This window comes from Micromonospora tarapacensis (assembly GCF_019697375.1).
Classification (GTDB): domain Bacteria; phylum Actinomycetota; class Actinomycetes; order Mycobacteriales; family Micromonosporaceae; genus Micromonospora; species Micromonospora tarapacensis.
This window is the reverse complement of record NZ_JAHCDI010000003.1, coordinates 360,395-378,511: the sequence shown is the minus strand read 5'-3', so window position 1 is coordinate 378,511 and position 18,117 is coordinate 360,395. Positions and strand designations below refer to the sequence as shown.

The following is an 18,117-nucleotide window of genomic DNA, read 5'->3' as shown; positions in this document are numbered from 1 at the left end:
GCTCAGCCGACCTGGCGGGACTCGCGGCGGCTCCATCTCGCCGCGGCCCGGTCGGTGATGGCCTGCACCTCAGCCCTGGCCGCCGCGGAGATCGCCCCGGCGTCGGGCTCCTTGTACCAGGGACGCAGCCGGATCAGCGCCGGCCGCACCCCCGTGGCCAGCAGCAGGGCGGTGCCCTTGGGCAGGGCTCGGATCTTGTCCACCGGCAGCACCTGTTCCTGCCGGTAGGACACCGACCGTGACGAGCCGTCCTTGGAGCGGGAGTAGGTGGGGGTCCGCACGTCGTGCTGGCCGACCAGCTTGGCGACCTTGTCCACGAAGTCGGCGTCGTCCAGACCGGCACCGAGCAGCTTGATGGTGGCCGCGCTCCACAGCGCGTCCATTCCCACCTCACCCCACACCCGGACACCCTGCCGGTAACTCTGCAACAACGTCACCACGCTGATGCCCCGCGAGCCGAGGTGGCTGTAGAGATCCGGCAGGTCGGAGATGCGGCACACGTTTGCCGCCTCGTCCAGGATCGCAGTCAGCGGCGGATCCAGCCGCCCGCCCATCCGTTCGGCGGCGACCACGCCGGCGCGGATGACGGCGTCCGCCAGCCCGGCGATCACCCCTGCGGCGGAACCACCACCGTCCTTGGAAAGCAGGTAGAGGGTGTCCCGGCTGAGGACGTGTTCCTCCGGGACGAACTCTGGCAGTAGCGGGTCAGGGCTTACCCAGGCCACGATCCGCGGATCGAGCAGGCAGGCGACGCACTGCCGGGCGGTCTCGTAGATGCCGTCGCGGGTCTCCACCGCGCCACGCACGGTGCCCTGCAACTGGTCGGCCATGGCCGGCATGTCGAGGTCGCGGAGCAGATCGATCGGCGTCCGGTCGGCGGGGTCGGCGAGCCAGGCCAGCAGCTCGTTGACGGACGCGCCACTGCGAGAGGCGGCGAGGAAGAGTGCGGTCAGCGTGTTCTGGGCCGCCGCGATCCAAAAGTCCTTCTTGGACGAGTCGTCGTTCACCGAGCTGACGAAGTGGCCGGCCAGTCGCCGCGCACCTTCGATGGTGTCGCAGCCACTGAGCAGGTCCCACCACATCTCTCGCTCGGTGTACGCGATGCCCTGCGGGTCGAAGGTCCACACCCGGCCCGCTTTCGACCGCTCCTGCCGGGTGACGGTGAACACGTCGGACTTGTTCGAGGTCAGCATGACCGCCCCGGGGGCACGCAGCACCCGTGGAACGGCGATCCCGGTGGACTTGCCGGCACGCGGGGCCATCAGGTCGAGCTCGACGTCCTCGTAGGAGGAGCGTAGTTCCGGCCCGGCGGGCACGAGGTCGCCGAGCAGGTTGCCAGTGTCGTCGGGATGCAGCCGGCCGACGTCCTTCAGCCCGGGACGCAACTGACGGGCGCGGGCCTCGATCCCCTTGCCCGTCAGGGCGCTGAGTTCACCGGCCCGGGCGAGGCTGCGCGGCTGCCCGAGGCGGCGTACGACCCCACGGGTGAGCCCGGCCGCCGGCGAGGCCCCGAGCAGGACGAGCGTGACCGCCCCGCCGTAGACCAGGTACGGCGGCACCCCTGGCCAGACCTTCTCGGTGGCGCCGCCGATCAGACTGAGGTAGACGTCCAGGGTGAACGGTGCGGGTTGCCAGCCGTGCCCGGTAAGCGCGGCAGCGAGCGCGCCGCCCAGCCACAGCAGGGCGAAGATCACCAGGTTGATCAGCGCGAAACCGGGAATCAGCCAGGGCAGGTACTCCTGCCCGATCCCACCTGGGCGGCTCATCGCTGCCCCGCGTCGTGCTGCTCCTGGACGTCATCGTGCGGCACCGGCCCGGCGCTGCCGAGCAGGTCGCCTCCGGTCACGGCGCGTACCACGGCGGCCCGTTCGGCCCTCAGCCGGTCCGCGTCGCCGTTGGCGACCCAGCGGCTGTTCGTGTCGTGCAGGTGGCGTTCCGTGTCGGTGATCGCGACCCGGATCGGGATGCCGGGGCGTCCACCGACCTTGATCAGGAAGCGGCCCCGGCCGGGCGGCTCCTCGTTTCCACCGTCCTGCGCCCAGCCCGGCGGCGAGGACCAGGACGACACCAGCTCGATCTCGCGCCGGGACAGCCCGACCACCCGACCCAGATCCTCCATCTCCGCCCTGGGCAGCCCGGCGCAGGCCACCATGCCGGCGCGCTCGACGAAACCCCGGGCCTTGGCCTTGTCCGCCTCGTTGCCGAGCGCCTCGGCGTCCTTCAGGGTGTGGGTGATCTTCGCATCGGCGAGGCCGAGGGAGCGGTTCAGCCGGGTGAGGGCGTCGATCCGGTCGACGATGCCGGAGGCCGCCCGCAGGGGTCGCCACAACTCGTCGAGCACGGTGAAGAACCAGCGCCGGGGCGCCAGCCCCGCATCGGCCAGGGCATGCGACGCGGCCACCGTACCCAGCCCGTCCGACCATGCCGCGAGCATCGCGGCGGCGGTCAACTGCCCGTCGGCCTCACCGATGCGGGAGATGTCGATGCAGACGGCGGTGGCGTCCGGGTCGATCCGGGTCGAGGTCTCCGCGGCGAAGGTGTCGCCGAGCGGGCCGTCGAGGATGCCGAGCAGCGACCGGTGCAGCGGGTCGACGGCGTCGCGGTAGCGGGACTCCTGGCCCCGGTCGAGGGTGACCTGCCGCACCCGTGGTGGCCCCTCCTCCAGCACGGTGAGCAGTTGGGGCAGCCGGAACGTCCGCCCCACGGCGGTGCGTTCGCGCAGGTGACGGAGGCAGGCGGAGAGCACCGACTGCTCGTGGTCGGTGATCGGCACCCCCCGGACGATGGTGAGCAGCGCCGCGACCATGTTGAGGACCCGACCGTGGGTCTCGGCGGCCAGGGCCTGCCCCGCCTGTCCGCCGATCTTCGCGGCGGCCATGCCCATCGCGCCGGGATCCAGGATGTTCAGCCCGCCGACGCCACGGGCGATGGAGATGACCTGCCCGCCGAGGGCACGGACGGTGTCCGCGTAGTCGGGTTTGAGGTCACCGAGCACCAGTGGCACGACGCCCTGCGCGCTCAGCCCGATCAGCATCCGGTTGATCAGCGTCGACTTGCCGAGGCCGGGCATGCCCAGCATGAACAGCGACGGGTTGGAGATGTACCGGGCCCGGGTGAACCAGTTGAGCGGGTCACCGCAGACCGTGGCCCCGGTATGGATGTGCTGCCCGAGCGGAATGCCGGTCATCGGGGCGCCGGAGCCGGAGGCGAAGGGCCAGAGCCCGCAGGCCTGCACGGTGGTCGCCCGCCACATGGTGGGCGGATCCAACGCGGCCACCCGGCCGCCGCCGAGGGTGTACGAGCCGCGGTGCGGCACGTTTTCGTCCGCGTTGGCCCGGGCCAGCCGCCGTAGGTACCGCTGCTCGGCCACCTCCTGCTGGGCCTGCCGCCGGCGTACCCGCCGCAGCGCCCGGGGAGTCTGCTTGCCCGTCTCGTCGGGCTCTCGGTCCTGCGTCTCCGCCGCCGGCACCACCAGATCCGACATTGCCGTGGCCCGTCCGGAGGCATGCCGCGGCCAGCCCTGGCCGAGATCCAGCAGGCGAATACCGTCGGGCGTCACAGCGCCTCCTTCAACTCGTGCGGGATCATCGTCTGCTCCCAGGGCAGGATGCCGACCGGAAGTGCGCAGGAGAACGCGGCGGCCTGCATCCGGTCGGCCGGACGCATCGCGATGCGGGTGGCACCGAGCAGGTTCCGCATCGTCACGTCGGCGTCACGTACGTCGGCGACCGAGTCGACGGTCAGCGTCACCAACATCGAGAACTCGACCAGGCCCGCACCGGAAGCCTCCTCCGCCGCGGTCTGCTCGGCGGCCTCGATCTCGGAGATCGCACGGGCCCGGACCAGGCCACGCGTCGAGTTCGCCATGAACTGGGCGGACCGGCGATCCGATTCGACGATCTTGGCGGAGGTCGCCGGGTCGATCGGGCGGTAGACCAGGGCCACCCGTTTGCGGCGGATGCCCAGTGCCGGGTCCAGCAGGCTGCGCAGCACGCCGGATCGCACGGTGCCGCGCGGCGCCAGGGTCAGCAGCCAACTGCGGGAGACCCCGGAGTCGTGCTGGTAGTGGGTGACCGTCTCGACGCTGGCAGCCGGCCCGGAGTCGGCCCACTCCAGGCCGGTGCCGCCGTGCTGGGCGCGTACGTCGAGCACCTCCGCGGCGACGGCCGGATCATAGGCGACCCGGACGACCTCGGCGATCCGCTCGGCCGACAGCGGTTCCGCCGAGCCGCCACCGGCCGCGACCAGCCCACCCAGCACGCCGGGCAGCCGCAGCGCCAGGTCGGCGAGCATCGCGTCGTGGTCCCGCCGGGCACCGCCGGGTGCCGAGTAGGTGAGGGTGAGGAAGGTGTTCATCTCCGACGACGCGTCCGGGTACGTCTGCACCACCTCCTCCATCACGGCACGCGCGGCGGGCGGAGCATTCGGGGAGATCCGACCCAGCACCTCGGTGGCGAGGCGGGTGCCCGGGTCGGGCGCGGTCTCGATGACCACCGAAGCGCCGCGCAGTCCCGGCTCGTGCGACAACCGGGACAGCCACTCACCCCAGAGCGCCACCCAGGTGTCGACCTGGTCGGGGTCGACGAGCGAACCGCCGTCCGGCTCGCAGCTGAGCACGATGGTGTACTGGTTGCGGTTGCGGTGGTAGAGCACCCCGAAGGGGCGGTCGTACGGGTCGCGTCCCTCCATCATGACCACGCGGCTCAGCAGCCCGGGTGGGCGGAACCGGCCACCCGGGCGCGTCGACAGCGGCCCGGCGGCGTACAGATGCTGCCCCTTGGACCTGCGGCGCAGCCAACCGATCCGGACGGCGGCCATGTCGTAGACGTTGCGACCGTCGGCGGTGCGGAACGCCAGCGGCGCCAGCAGCACCGCGAACGGAAGCCCTACCACCACGGCCGCGTTCAGGGAGACCAGGGAGGAGATCAGGACCAGCACCAGCCCACCGAACAGGCCGACGGTCCCGACCAGGCCCAGCGAGCCCAGTCCCGCCTTGCGGGGGCGACGCCAGTTGCCGTACGTCGGTGTCTTCATGGATTCCGCTGTCGTACTCACGATGAGCCTTCTCCTTGTCCCGGACCTCAGCAAGGGCGTGTGTCGAAGTCTCCGGCTGAACCTGAGCCCGCCGCAGGCCAGCCAGGGACTTCGCCGCAGGCCCTAGTCATGTCTGTCGGGCAGCGCTCCACTGGCGATGTTGCTGGCGTGCTTGTGGGTGCTGGTCACGGCGCGTGCGCCCAGCTGCACCGCCGAGGCCGCGGCACCGACCGTCGAGGCGGCGACGCCGACCGCACCCCGGGCGATCTGCCCGGATCTCGACCCACCGCTGCCCGACCCGCCACCGGAACCGCCGGAACCGCCGGAACCACCACCGGACCCGCCGGAACCGCCACCGGACCCGCCGGAACCACCACCGGACCCGCTACCGGAACCGCTACCGGATGGGCTGCCCCGGAGCCGCCGGCCGACCGGCCGCCACCCGAGGCGCCGCCCGGCGACGAACTGCCGCCGCTCGGCCCCGGGACCTGCCGGCGGAGGCCGCCGAGGCCGCGCCGCCGGCGATCTTCTTGGCGCCACTCGCCACCGCTCCCGCGCCGGCGGCACCGGCGGCGGCGCCCGCGCCGACGCCGTCGCGCGAGCCGAGGCTCGCCATTGCCGGCACGACCAGCCGCATCAGCGCGGGCAGTGCGACCGCGGCCATCAGCAGGACGGCGGCGCCGGCGATCTTGTAGTGCTTGGCGTTGTCCGCGCCTTCCATGTCGTCGGTGGCACCGATCATGGCCGCACCCGAATACATGATCAGCCCGACCACCGGTTTGAATGCCAGCCAGGCGACCATCCAGGCGATGTGCTTGCGCCACCACCCCCCGCCCCACTCGGACATCGAGGCCGCGGCGGCCAACGGCAGCGTGCCGGTGAGCAGCACCATCACGCCGAGCCGGATGTACATCAGGATGATGTGGATACAGCCGGCGATCAGCAGCAACAGCCCGATGATGATCAGCAGGAAGGCGGTGAGGCCGTCCGTGCCGCAGTTGGCGATCAGCTTGAGCTGTGCCTTGATGCCCTCTTCGTAGAGATGATCGGTGTAGGCGTCCGCCTCGCTGGCGAGCCAGTTGACCACCCACCAGGCGGCCGACACGGTGAGGACCATGCGGACCAGACCCATCAGCGCCACGACGAGGGACTGCCCCTTGCGTTCCAGCGCCATCCGGAAGGCCGCCGCCAGCAGCGAGGCGACCGCGATCGTGACGACCAACCAGTCGGTCTGAAGGTGGATGCTGTCGTTGAGGCTCTCGTCGCCGATCGTGGGGATGTCGCCGAGGTTGGCGAAGAGTTCGACCGCCGCACCCAGGATGGCGCTGGCGATGTCGCTGAGAATGCCGTCGATGCCCCGCTCGAAGAAGCCGACCACCTGCCCGACCGTGCCGATGTAGACGGCGTCACCGGTAGCGCACTCTGCCACGTCACACCTCGTTCCACAGCACGAAGCCGACGAGCGAGACGACGGGGTTGACCCGGCTGTACAGGCCCCCGGAGTTCAGCGGCCGGAGCTGCCAATCCACACCGTTCCAGTCGACGATGTAGTCGAGGGACACGTAGAGCACGTTCGCCTGCCGGACCAGGACCCGGACGGTGGCGGTGCTCGGCGAGTACCTCAGCACGAGAAATCCGGCCAGGGCGTTGACGGTCTGCACCGGCCCGGTCTCCGGCATCGACGCACGCATCGCGTCGAAGTAGTCCCGCCCCAAACCTGGTACGAGTTGCTGCTCACTGACCGCCTGCCAGTCAGGCCCACTCATCTGGCGGGAGATGGTGTGCGCCGCCATGACCGCCCCCATCGGGGTGTGCGCGAAACACCACAGCAGCGGCCCGGTGGTCTTCAGCGGCCCCGCCGAGGCGGACAGCGGAGTCTGCGCCCCGTTGAGCGGTCGCCAGGTGATGTCCCGTGGCGCCTCGCTCGGCAACCGCTGCGCGGAGTCGTCGGTGCGACAGTCCTGCGGCCGGGATCCGTCCGGGCCGAGCATGCCGATCACCGGCCCGGCGGGGGCCGACACGCTGGAGTTGGCGTCGCGGCCACCACTGAGCGCCGCGACCGTGCCGGTACAGAGGGCGAGGGCGAGAAAGGCGGCCGACAGCTGCCAGCGGCGGTGCTGCCAGAACGGCCTTTCCTCGTCCGGCTCGTCGCCGGATGCGTATCTCGGTCTCATGGCACCTACCCTGTTGGACGGACGAGCGCTCGGGAGCGCGGTCGATGGGCGGTCAGTTGGTGCCCCCGCCTCCGCTGCCGAACAGCCAGGTGACGATCGGCCCGGCCATGGCGACCAGGATGCAGCCCCCCAGCACCATGCCGAGGCGGCTCATGTGCTCCGAACTCTCGCCGCGCTTGTGCGAGATGGCCATGACCGCGCCGGTGGCCAGGACACCGACGACACCAGCCGCCGTCCCGATCCACGCGACGAGGCCCAGCGCCTGCTCGACCTTCTCGGCGAGTCCTTCCGGCAGTGATCCACCGGTCTCGGGCTGCGGGACGCCAGCGCGCTCGGGATAGGCGGGTGCCTGGAGCACCGCTGAAATCCGCAGCACGCTCAGGTAGTAGATGTCGGAGAGGATCATTGTGTCTCCTTCGAGGTCAGGACGGTCGTTCTTCCACTCGGGCGGACTCCGGCCCGGGCGGGTGTCACCCGGTAATGTCGAGCCACGCGATGATCGGGCCGGCAGTGGTCGCCAGCAGGCACGCTGTGAGGACGAAGGCGAGGTGTTTCACGTACTCGGTCCGCTCTTCGAGGGCACCGCGACGCACCTGCGACGCCAGCGTCGCGGCGGTGATCAGCAGGCCGGCCACAGCGGCGGCGCTCACCAGCCACGCCATGAAGTCGAGCAGTTTCGAGACCGCCCGGTCCTCGTTGGTGTCGATCGTGTATGCCTCGATCGCCGGCGGCGAGAACTTGATGCTGTTGATCGGAGTGTCACACTCGAACTTCCCGGCGTGCACCAGGCCCGAGATCGTGCAGCTGGTCGCCCCGGTGATCTCGACGTTGTCCTTGGTGACCGACTCCCCGGTGAGACCGGTGTGCATCTCGATGTCCATCTTCACCGTGTCGCCCGACGTGTACGGGGCGGACAGGTCGTAGGACCCGTTGGTCGAGTTCCTCTTCCCGCTGCAAATTCGGTCGCTGCCGTTGCCGCGCGGTCGCGCCATGGTGGTGGTGGTCTTCAGGCAGAGGGTGTAGTTGTAGACCGCACCCCCGCCATGGATCTTCACGGTGTAGGTGTCCTCGGCCGCCAGCGCCGCCGAGGGCGCCAGCAGGCCCATCCCCAGCAGGGCTACGACGGTCGCTGCGCGCGGGACAGCCCTGGTCACGGCTGCCTCCGTCGCTCGGGGGAGATCACCGTGGACAGGCGGGACAGTTGCCCCGGCGGTCGCTTCGGCTCCCCGCCCACCCGGTATGACGGGATCCACGGCAGCCGGTGTACCGGTGCGATCGACCGCAGCAGCCGGATCCGGCCGAGCAGCGGCGGCGGAAGCCGGCCGGGCGCGTCGGCGATCAGCACCACGCCGAGCAACCGCATCCCGGCCGGGTGCCGGCCCTCACGCATCGCGTGCAGCGCGCGGGAGACCGCCCGCAGCCCTTCCAGGTTCGTCCGCCCGACGACCATGACCTGAGCGGGCTCGGCGAGGGCCGGATCCGGCCAGCGGCAGCCGATGTCGGTGCCGCCCAGCAAGCGGGTCAGCGTGGTCGCGCCGGCACCACCGTGAGCGCCGATCCACCCGATGCCCTCGTCGGAGAGGCTGTCGCGCCGCCAGGCCGGGCCGTCGTCGTACGCCCGCACGGCGGGTGGCTCGTCCAGCCCTGATCTCGCGTTTCGCCGCAACGCCACGGACCCGTTGCCCATCCGCCTCGCCTCCCTTCGCCGCTCGCCTTCGCGGTCACCGGGCGCGCAACCGGCACCGGTGACGGCCGCTTTACGGCGCGGCCGGCCGCTCGGTTCAGCACGAGTTCGGGATTTTTCCTCGACCCGCTCGCGGCGGGGCACCGAGCGATCCACCGGGTCAGCCCGCGAGCAGGCGATCCGGGTCTACCCTGCCGTGGCGAGAATCGCGTCGATCGCTACTTCCTGCCCTTGCGCTGCTGACTGCCGCCACTCGGGCCCTGGCCGGCTCCTCCGGCCCAGGCCTGCGATCCGCCGATCGTCGGGATCGTCGACGAGTCCGGTGCGGGGCTGGGGCCTGCGCTCAGCGCGGCGGAGTCGGATCCTGGGCGATCGGCGCGGTCACGATCGCGGAGCCGTCGACCAGCCCGACGGTGATGAACGACAGCTCGTCAATGGGCAGGGAGGTCTCGCCGGCCACCTCCTGCGGCCCGGACGAGGCGGTCCAGTCGCGCACCACGTGCGTCGCACCGTCGCGGGTCACGGCGAACAGGCGGTACCGGAGGCCCTGCCGCAGGCCGGTGGCGGTGATCCGGATGGTGGCGCTACCCCCGTCGCCGACCGTGATGGCGACGGAGAGGCTGGCACCGTAGCCGGGCGCCTCCCCCGAGGCGGTCAGCACCGCGTCGGGGCCGGCGGCCCATTCGTTGACGGCCACCGCACCGCCGGCCAACGCCAGGACGACCGCCGCGGCACCGACCCACCGGGCCTGCCGCCGGCGCCGCGAACCGGCCGTCGACGGCGGACGCCCGACGGACGGACGTCTACCCGCCGGGCGGCTGCCGGCCCCGCGGACCGGACCGGTCTCCGCGTCACCGGCGTCGCGCTCCCGCGTCCCGGCCGCCCCGTCGGGCCCCGAAGCGCGACCGAGATCATCATTGCCGTCCCGCGCCGGGCGGCCGTCGGTGGCCGCCGCCGCGTCGGAGGCGTCCGTCGCCGCCGAAACGGACGCGGACAGCACCGGATTCTCGGCGGCGGGTGGCGCGGGCGTCGGCGTCTCGGCGGTGGGAGGTGACCAGTCCGCGTCACCCAGCCCGGCCAGTCCGCCGACCGAGGGGCCGATAGCGGCTGCCTCGTCGAGGCAGTGCCAGCAGCCGGCGAGATGATCTTCGAAGGACTCGCGCTCAGCGTCCTCCAGGGCCCCCAGCAGGTAGAGAGTCAGCCTCTCCCGCTCGGCCGTGGTGTGATCCCCGCCTGCGCGCATCCAGCCCTCTCCTCAACGGGTCGGCACCACGCGGTGTTTCCTGGTTCCAGGGTCCGGGGCGACCTTGACATCAGGACGCTTCGGTAGAGCCGAGCGCGGCGTGTAGTGCGCGCACCGCGTAGAAGGCTCTGGACTTCACCGTACCCTCGGGTATCCCCAGTCGCACCGCCGCCTCGGCTACGGAGGCGCCCCGGTAGTACATCTCGTGGAGCACCTCACGGTGTTCCGGGCTGATCATCGTCAGCGCGAGCCGCACCGCGTGGACGTTCACCACACGATCCATCTCGTCGTCCGAGGTGGGCATCCGGTTGAGATCCGGCAGGCTGACCTCCGGCGGCCGGGCCTGCCGGGCCCGCATCGCGTCGATCGCCACGTGCCGGGCGACCGTGTAGAGCCAGGGCGCGATCTTCGACGGGTCGGCGGCGAGCTTTTCCGCGTGCCGCCACGCGCGTAGGAACGTCTCCTGTACCAGGTCCTCGGCAAGATCCTGCTGCCCGAGCAGCAGGCGGGTGAGGAAGCGGTGCAGGGGCCGATGATATTCCTCGACGACCTGCCTCAGCAGAGTCGCGGCGGCGGACGAATCGAAGGCGGCGCTGTCCGACAGACAGGGTCCAGCCGACTCGTTGGGCACCGCCGACACAGACCGCCTCCCTGACGGACGGATCGCACCCTGCGGGCCGGGTGAACGTGACGCGCCCCCGTTTCCACGGCCCTCACAGGCAGCATAGCCGCACTGCAAACGACCCGCAGATCGCCCGTAGGTCGAGTGTGCACCTGGCCGGCCGCGACCGCACCGACGGACGCCGCACCGCACAAGTCTTCCCTGTTCAACGTCATGCTCTTTCCCTGTCGACGGTTTCGCTCCGGCCAGACCGCGAACCTGCCGGAGCCGCGCGCTGCCCGATCAACGGCTCCCCGGCCCAGCCGGTTCAGTCTGTGCGGCACATTCCCGAGAGAAATCCATGCCGGATCTGAACGCCGGGCGCTGGAAATTCGTCACGACAGTGTCGCCACGCCGAAAGGGATGGCCCCCGTGACAACCGATCTCCGATCCACCAGGTTCACCTTCGGCCGTACGCCGCGCAAAGCGCTGGCGGCCGGCCTGGCCGCACTGGCCGTCCTCTCCGCCGTCCTGGCAACCATCAACTGGAGTGTCGCCTCGGCTCGCGACGACACGGTGGTCGGCGATCCGGTCACCCAGAAGCAGATGACGGCCATCGCCGCCGCCGCCCGCTCCTGCCCGGTGCTCGATCCGGCGAGAATCGCCGGGCAGCTCATGGCCGAGTCGGGTCTGAACAACCGGGCGCGGCAGACCGCCTCCGGTGGCCGGGGCATCGCCGGCCTCGACGATGACGACTGGAGGGCGTGGAAGCCGTGGCCGGACGCGCGACGCTCGGACATCTCGGCGAGCATCCTGGCGCTCGCCCACCAGATGTGCGACTTCAGCGGCCAACTTCGGCTGGCCGGCATCTCGGGTGACCACTGGCGTCTCTCGGTGGCCGCGTTCCATGCCGGCCTGCCCGCGGTAACCGAGGCCAAGGGGGTGCCCGCCGATGCCATCGGGTACGTCGACCTGGTCAGCGGCTACGCCGGGTACTACGAGCGGTTGAGGCAGTTCGGCGGGAACGGCGTCCCCACGCCGACGCCCCCGCCGGCCAACGACGCGAAGGGCGTGCCCGCCGAGTACGTCCCGCTCGTCGTGCGGGCCGGATCGGTCTGCGATCAGGTGACACCACCGATGGTCGCCGCCCAACTGAACGCGCTCTCCGGGTTCGACGCCAACCTGCTCGGCCCGACCGGGCAACGGGGCATCGCGCAGTTCCTCCCCGAGGTGTGGCGGGCGTACGGGCCAGCGGATGGCTCGGCCTGGGACCCGACGGTGGCGATCCCGACCGTCGGCGAGGCGATGTGCAGCCTGGTCACCGAGCTGTCCAACCTCGACGGCGACCCGTACCTGCTGGCGCTCGCCGCCTACCGCAACGGTCCCACCGCCGTGCGACAGGCCGGCGGCACCCTCGACCAACCGACCGAGACGTTTCTGCGGGCGGTGAAGGCTCTCACCGACCTCTACCTGCTCGACACCCGACTCGGCCGGCCCGCACCGGCCGAGCCCTCGGCGTCACCGTCGGCCTCGGCGCCCGAGCCGCAGCCGAGCGCGTCGGCCGACCCACCCACCACCAAGCCGACGCCGAGGCAGTCGATCATCGAGCTGGTTCCGGTCGAGCCGGAGCCGACCACCGCCGCGCCGAAGCAGACCACCGCCGCGCCGAAACCGGTCCGGCCGGCCGGCATGAAGATGATCTTCCACCCGCGTAGCGGAAGATGCGTCAGCTCCGGCAAGACCGGTGACGGGACCCGGCTGTTGCTGAAGCCCTGCACGGAGGATCCGGCCCAGTGGTGGGACTTCCGCACGGACGGCACGATCCGCGCCCGTGGGCTCTGCATGGACATCGCCTGGGCCGGCTCCACGGACGGCACCGCGATCCAGGTGGCCGTCTGTAGCGGCAACCCGGCCCAGTCGTGGCAGTTCAACGCCAAGGGCGGCATCATCAGCAAGCTCAACGGCAAGTCCGTCGACGTCGACATGAACGCCAAGAGCGCCGACAAGCCACTCGAGCTGTGGATCTACGTCGGGAACGCCGAGCAGACCTGGCGGAAGCGGTAACCGACAACTCGACACGGGAACGGGGTACGGGCGCTTCGCCCGTACCCCGTTTCGTCAGGCGCTGGTCAGCCGAGGGCGCGGCGGCGGAGCTGCAACGTCAGGAAGGCACCGCCACCGATGAGTGCCAGGCCGAGGAGGACGAGCGCACCCATGCCACCGCCACCACCACCGTTGTCCGTGCCCACCCCGACCGGCCGCTCGTCCTCGACCGGCCGGGCGACGGACGCGGCTGGATTGATCATGCCAGCGCCGTACCTCTCGTCGGGAGCGTCGCCGCCCAACGCGTCGGCGGTGTCCTGGATCCGCTGCTCGACCTGGACGGCATTCAGCTCGGGATAGGCCGCCCGGACGAGCGCCGCCTGTCCGGCGGCGAAGGCGACGGCGAAGCGGGTGCCCGTGTAGCTCAGCGGGCCGGCATCACCCTGCCCCACGCTGGTCACGTCCGCGCCGGGCGCGACCACCTCCACGGTGGTCGGCTGGTACTCCTCGACGAACTGGTTGTCTGCGCCGACCCCACCGACAAGCAGCAGAGCGCCGGTGGCGTCGGGCTCACCGGGCGACGGGAGCGTGACGGGCTTGCTCGGCGCACCCGCCACCACCAGCACGTCGTGGTTGAGCGCGGTGGTCAGCGAGGTGACGACCGCCGGGGCGGACAGATCCACGTGCGAGCCGAGGGCCACCACCGAGGCACCCGCGCTCACCGCCACCTCGATGGCGTTCGCCGCGTCCGTGGCCCGGCTCTTGCCCGACGCGCCCACCATCCGTACCGGCAGGATCGTGGCGTCCGGTGCGAGACCGGCCGGGGTCCGCTCGCCGCTGGCGTTCGCGGCGATGATGCTCGCCATCGCCGTGCCGGTCCCGTGACAGTCGGTGTCACCGCGTCCGTTGCCGACGGTGACGTCGGCACCGACCGCGATGCGGCCGTTGAGCTGTTCGAGGTCGCCGTCGACCCCGGAGTCGACCACCGCCACCATGACGCCGTTGCCACGGCTGAGGTCCCATGCGCCGTCGGCCGCCATCCGCAGCTGCGCCCAGTCCGAACGGCTGCTCGACGCGGCGACGGCGGTACAACCGGGAGCCTTCGTGCCGGTCGGCGACGGGCTGCCGCTGGGGCTGGCGCTCGGGCTGGGGCTGGGGCTGGCGGGCGGCTTCGCGGTGCCGGTGGGCGCGGGAGCCCGGGTGGTCGGTTTCGGGCCGGACGGAATCTGGCCGTACTTCACCCCCTCGCCGGCAGCGTCCCACGGCAGCACCAGGTACCAGCCGCGATTGAGTCGGGACGGGTCGGTCAGGCTCGCCCCGTCCGGCTGCACCCGTCCGGCGTTCAGGTTGTAGATCTCCGCGGATCGCTCGCCGCTGCCGAGAAACCGGATCGCGATCGCGGCGAGGGTCTCCGGCTGCTCCTGGTACGCGGCGGCGACGACGTAGTACTTGACGTAGGCCTGCGGGTCCGGCGGTGCCTTCTGGGCCGCCGAGGTGCCGGCCATCGCCACGACCAGGCAGCAGGCAACCGCCACACCCGCCAGCAGGCGTCCAACGTTCGCCAGCACTGATCCGTCCTCCTTCAGTAGGCGCCGGCCGACCGGCCGACACCCTCTACAGCGGATCAGCGCCGATTACGTTCAATCCGATCGGCAGAAACGTTCGAGTTGAGCTGAACCAGTCGCCGAGGATCCTCGTCGTGGAGGGCGTAAGGCCCGGCATGCGGCCCAGGCGGAGGCCGGGCGCCCAGGGGCACAGGTCGAGCGAGGCCACCCGTGAACGTCGAGCCGAATGGACGGTGGTGAGAGCGCATGAACGCCATGCCCGCGACGACAGACGCGATCATCGACGAGCCGCCGGCGACCCGCCGCTTCGATCTCAGCCGGCACCGGCGGATCACCGGACTGTTCGATCTCTGGCTGGAGCCCGGTGAACGCGGTGGGCTGGTCGTGCCGCGCAAGCCCGACCGGCCGTTGACCGCATCGGACATCACCGACCTGGTCCGGCGTTCCGGCGAGGCCGCGAACGATGTACGGATCCTGGCCGCCGACGGCGCCCGGCACACGGAGCTGTTCAGCGAGGTCGCCGGATTACTCGCCCACGACGTCCTGGTGAGCCCCGACGGCGCGGTGGTCCGGCACCACGACCGGCAGATCGGGAACGAGCCGCTGCACGCGGTGCCGCTGGACCGGACCACCCGGCGGGTCAGCGACTGGCTCGTGATCCAGCCGCCGGAGCTGGCCACCCCGCTGCCCGGCTGGTTCACCGTGGACCACGGCCTGGTCCGTCCCCGCACCGGCGTGGTGGGCCTGCCCCTGCACGGCGGGGTCGTCCTGGCCACCCGGGCCGACTTCGTCACCCGGCGGGCCACCGCGCACCGGCTCGGCTCGGCGTCGGACGGGCTGGTGACCATCGCGGTCACCGCACGGGCCGGCGGCTTCCTGGTCGGCGACTACGGCGGAACCCAGCGGGTGTACGACGGCGGCCAGCTCGCCGCCCTGCTGGGCGACCTGCCGCTATACGGCAGCGAACTGCGGCTCTGGCTCACCTGGCCGTCCGACCCGGACGAGCAGCAGCGGCTACGCGCGCAGGCGCAGGAGTTGGCCGAGACGACCGGCGCCACCATCTGGACACCGCCGCCGGGTGGCAGCGCGGAGCTGGTGGACGGGCGGCAGGACCTACGCGCACTCGACCACGCGGGGAAGCCCGTCGAGTGGCGGGCCCACCGGCCCCGGTTCGCCCTCGGCCCGCCGGCGCTACGCGCTACCCCCGCCGGCCTGCTGGTGCCGGTGTCCGCCAGCGTCAGCATCACGGCAGGCACCACGGCAGGCACCACGTCCCCGCCGGCCGCCGCGCCGCCGGACTTCGGACCGGCGGAGGCGGATGAGCCTACGGCCGCCGTTCCAGAAACGCCGCTCCCCCGTCCCGAGCTGGCCGCCGAGAACCGCCGGACGGCGTACGGCCCGGCGTGGCTGTCCGCGGCGCAGCAGGTCAACGCCGAGCAGTTCGAGGCGTTCGTCGTCTCGCCGGTCGACGCCCGGTCGATCGCCGACGGCATGCCCAGCGCCGAACTCTTCCTGCTCGCGTTCCTGGATCCCAGGTCGATGCCGGAGGGCAGTCGAGTGCTGCGGGTGCGGGTCGAGCCGGGCGGTGCGATCCCGATGGAGTTGCTCCGGGCGCACCTGCCCGCCCGCCTACAGCACCTGCGTGGCCTCCGCGAGGCGTATCTTCTGCCGGCGGCGCGCCTGGACCGGATCTTCGCGGTGGACACCTTCGATCTGGACCGCTCCGGCAACCTGACCTCGGCCGGCACGTGCGAAGCCGGATCGTTGCGGATCCGCTGCGCCTCCCCGGCCCGCTCGATCGCCGGCCTGCCCAACGAGGTGCGGCGCTGGCCCACCGTCGGCACCCGTCGGGCGTACGCCCTGCTGCCTGCGGAGCGCCTCCGACTGCCGCGCAACTGGCTGCGACTCCACCGCCGTCGGCCACCGGTCCAGCCGGGACGGCTGCTGCTGGAACTCCAGGTGCCGAGGGCGCGGACGATCGACGTGACGGCAACGGCCGACCTGCTCGCCCCGCTCACCCGGGTCCGCACCCAGGCGGAACCGCTGCGCACCGCGCAGGTGGACCTGATCCTCGGCAGCCGCTCCTACCCACGGGTCCGGGTACGCCGTGCGTACCGCGCTGACGCAGGCGCCTGGCAGCGCGTGCCGCAACTGCCGAAGGGACCGCTGCCGACCGTCATGGCTCGGCTTCAGCCCTCCGCGCCGAGCTGAGCCGACCACCGGCCGTCCGGCACCGGACCGATCACCACCGGTATGCAGCGACCGCCGGTGGCGGCGGCGAGCCCGCGTATCCCGGTCCCCTGCGGCAGGCCCGCGGTGATCACGACATACCGGTCGGAGTTCATCTCGCCCGGCTCGGGGAGCCCGGTCAGGCGACGGCAACCGTCGATGGTCTCGCCGCCGAGTGCGTCACCGACGACGCCGACCCCGATCCCGCCCGCGTGCAACTGCCGGGCGTACTCGGCAGCCAGCCGGCGGCACTCGTCCAGGTCGCCGACCAGGGTGAACACGTCGGGGGCCCGACCGAGGTCGACCTGAAGCCGCCATCCCCCCCTGCGGCCCAGCACCAGCGGTACCGCTGCCGCGGGCGCGGGTTCGTCGTCGGCGAGCCAGCTGTAGGCGGGCGTGCTCGGACCAGTCGTGACGCCGATCAGCCGCACCAGGACCGGGCCGGCCCCGGTGCGCACCTCGGCCCGGACGTACGGCACGTCGCCGTCGACCGGCAGCTGCGGCCGGGGCAGGTCACCGGCTTCCGCCGGACCGCCGTCGCCCGCCGCGTCGGCCGGCTCGTCCCTTGCCATCGGCTGAGGAGGTACCGGCGTCGGCGTGGCGTCGGCCAGGGTGGCCAGTCGGCCGGCGGCCGCGACACCGGCGACCCGGGTGGCGCCGGCGGTAGGTCATCTGCCGGCGCAGGTGGAGAGGTCGACGGGGTGGCCGGCACGTCGGCCTCAAGCTCCGCCGGCGTCGGTGTGTGATGCCGCTCCGGCGGCCACGGTCCGTCGTCGAGACCCACCGAGCGCCTCTGGTGCATCCGCCGGGGCAGCACCAGGAGCGCCACGACGGCCAGGAGCACCGCCAGCCCGCCCGCCCCGATCCGGATCAGGTTGGGACTGAGACCCGCCAGCCCGGAAGACTCCGGCCCGGGGCGGCGACGGCCGGGGTCACCGGGCCGGCCGCCGGAGGCGAGGGGTCCGCGCTCGACGGCGGCGGCCGGGTCGTGGCGCTCGGCGACGGCGCCGCCGTGCTCGGGGCGGCGCCGACGCGCTCGGGGCGGCGCCGACGCGCTCGGCGACCGCGGAGGCGTCGGCCGGGGCGTCGGCGGCCCGATCGCCGGAAGCGCGCCGGTCCGCACCCCCGGCCCATCGGCGTCGGTGGGCAGCACCAGGATCCAGCCAGGTCCCAGCTCGACGCCGTCGGTGAAGGTCGCGCCGTCGGGCTGCCTGCGGCCCCGGTTCAGATCGATGATCTCGCGGAACCGGTTACCGTTGCCGAGGGTGACCAGGGCGATGCTGTACAGGTACTCCCGCTGGCCGTCGACCGGCGGCCCGACGACGTAGTACCTGCCGGTCTCCTCGGGCGCCGCGCTGGCCGCAGCCGCCGGAACGAGCGGCACGGACAGGACCGCCAGCAGCAACGGCAGCGTCCACCAGAGCCTCGCCGTCCGCCGGCCGCACCCTGACTCCATTCGCATCCCTTCGTTCCCGGTCCGTTCTACAGGGCACCGCACAACCAGCCGCCGCCAGGCAGCGCGGGGCGAACCGTCAGCCGTCCAG

At 72.1% G+C, this 18,117-nt stretch carries 15 protein-coding genes; 2 read left to right on the top strand and 13 right to left on the bottom strand.

The features are described 5' to 3' along the window. Positions 1 to 2: 2 nt before the first annotated feature. The 10 genes from KIF24_RS02630 to KIF24_RS02585 all read right to left on the bottom strand — a co-directional run bounded on the left by KIF24_RS02630 (position 3) and on the right by KIF24_RS02585 (position 10,775). Positions 3 to 1,766 (bottom strand): type IV secretory system conjugative DNA transfer family protein, encoded by a 1,764-nt coding sequence (locus tag KIF24_RS02630; RefSeq protein ID WP_221082609.1) that lies wholly within the window; start codon positions 1,764 to 1,766, stop codon positions 3 to 5. Then, positions 1,763 to 3,559, bottom strand: a complete 1,797-nt coding sequence (locus KIF24_RS02625) for an ATP/GTP-binding protein (protein WP_221082608.1) — start codon at positions 3,557 to 3,559, stop codon at positions 1,763 to 1,765. Before KIF24_RS02625 ends, KIF24_RS02630 begins: the two co-directional genes overlap by 4 nt. Next, positions 3,556 to 5,055: an SCO6880 family protein gene (locus KIF24_RS02620; protein WP_221082607.1), complete on the bottom strand. Its 1,500-nt coding sequence runs from the start codon at positions 5,053 to 5,055 to the stop codon at positions 3,556 to 3,558. Before KIF24_RS02620 ends, KIF24_RS02625 begins: the two co-directional genes overlap by 4 nt. Before the next feature lie 376 nt (positions 5,056 to 5,431). Continuing rightward, positions 5,432 to 6,463 (bottom strand): hypothetical protein, encoded by a 1,032-nt coding sequence (locus KIF24_RS02615; RefSeq protein WP_221082606.1) that lies wholly within the window; start codon positions 6,461 to 6,463, stop codon positions 5,432 to 5,434. Position 6,464: 1 nt separating this feature from the next. Further along, the gene (locus tag KIF24_RS02610) at positions 6,465 to 7,208 is read right to left on the bottom strand and encodes a hypothetical protein (RefSeq protein ID WP_221082605.1); all 744 of its coding nucleotides are present in this window, start codon (positions 7,206 to 7,208) and stop codon (positions 6,465 to 6,467) included. A gap of 52 nt (positions 7,209 to 7,260) precedes the next feature. After that, positions 7,261 to 7,614 (bottom strand): hypothetical protein, encoded by a 354-nt coding sequence (locus KIF24_RS02605; RefSeq protein WP_221082604.1) that lies wholly within the window; start codon positions 7,612 to 7,614, stop codon positions 7,261 to 7,263. A 64-nt stretch (positions 7,615 to 7,678) separates the two neighbouring features. Then, positions 7,679 to 8,362 (bottom strand): hypothetical protein, encoded by a 684-nt coding sequence (locus KIF24_RS02600; RefSeq protein ID WP_331460989.1) that lies wholly within the window; start codon positions 8,360 to 8,362, stop codon positions 7,679 to 7,681. After that, positions 8,359 to 8,895, bottom strand: a complete 537-nt coding sequence (locus KIF24_RS02595; protein ID WP_221082603.1) for a hypothetical protein — start codon at positions 8,893 to 8,895, stop codon at positions 8,359 to 8,361. The genes KIF24_RS02600 and KIF24_RS02595 overlap by 4 nt, the downstream gene beginning before the upstream one ends. A gap of 340 nt (positions 8,896 to 9,235) precedes the next feature. Next, entirely contained in the window at positions 9,236 to 10,135 is a 900-nt protein-coding gene (locus KIF24_RS02590) for a zf-HC2 domain-containing protein (RefSeq protein WP_221082602.1), read from the bottom strand. A gap of 70 nt (positions 10,136 to 10,205) precedes the next feature. Further along, a complete protein-coding gene (locus KIF24_RS02585; protein ID WP_221082601.1) occupies positions 10,206 to 10,775 on the bottom strand; it encodes a sigma-70 family RNA polymerase sigma factor in 570 nt (189 codons plus the stop codon). A gap of 393 nt (positions 10,776 to 11,168) precedes the next feature. On the opposite strand from KIF24_RS02585, the gene KIF24_RS02580 reads away from it, so the two are divergent. Next, a complete protein-coding gene (locus KIF24_RS02580; protein ID WP_221082600.1) occupies positions 11,169 to 12,800 on the top strand; it encodes a ricin-type beta-trefoil lectin domain protein in 1,632 nt (543 codons plus the stop codon). A gap of 65 nt (positions 12,801 to 12,865) precedes the next feature. Here the strand turns inward: KIF24_RS02580 and KIF24_RS02575 are convergent, their stop codons facing one another. Beyond that, on the bottom strand, positions 12,866 to 14,347 hold the full coding sequence (locus tag KIF24_RS02575) for a S8 family serine peptidase (RefSeq protein ID WP_221082599.1): 1,482 nt from the start codon (positions 14,345 to 14,347) through the stop codon (positions 12,866 to 12,868). 243 nt (positions 14,348 to 14,590) lie between these two features. Between KIF24_RS02575 and KIF24_RS02570 the strand changes: the two genes are divergently transcribed. Beyond that, positions 14,591 to 16,555 (top strand): hypothetical protein, encoded by a 1,965-nt coding sequence (locus KIF24_RS02570; protein WP_221082598.1) that lies wholly within the window; start codon positions 14,591 to 14,593, stop codon positions 16,553 to 16,555. Here KIF24_RS02570 and KIF24_RS02565 read toward each other — a convergent pair. Together KIF24_RS02565 and KIF24_RS02560 are read right to left on the bottom strand one after the other, a co-directional pair. Next, the gene (locus KIF24_RS02565; protein WP_221082597.1) at positions 16,534 to 17,052 is read right to left on the bottom strand and encodes a hypothetical protein; all 519 of its coding nucleotides are present in this window, start codon (positions 17,050 to 17,052) and stop codon (positions 16,534 to 16,536) included. The genes KIF24_RS02570 and KIF24_RS02565 overlap by 22 nt on opposite strands. Then, complete coding sequence (locus tag KIF24_RS02560; protein ID WP_221082596.1) at positions 16,995 to 18,029, bottom strand: hypothetical protein; 1,035 nt, start codon at positions 18,027 to 18,029, stop codon at positions 16,995 to 16,997. The genes KIF24_RS02565 and KIF24_RS02560 overlap by 58 nt, the downstream gene beginning before the upstream one ends. Positions 18,030 to 18,117: the final 88 nt, after the last annotated feature.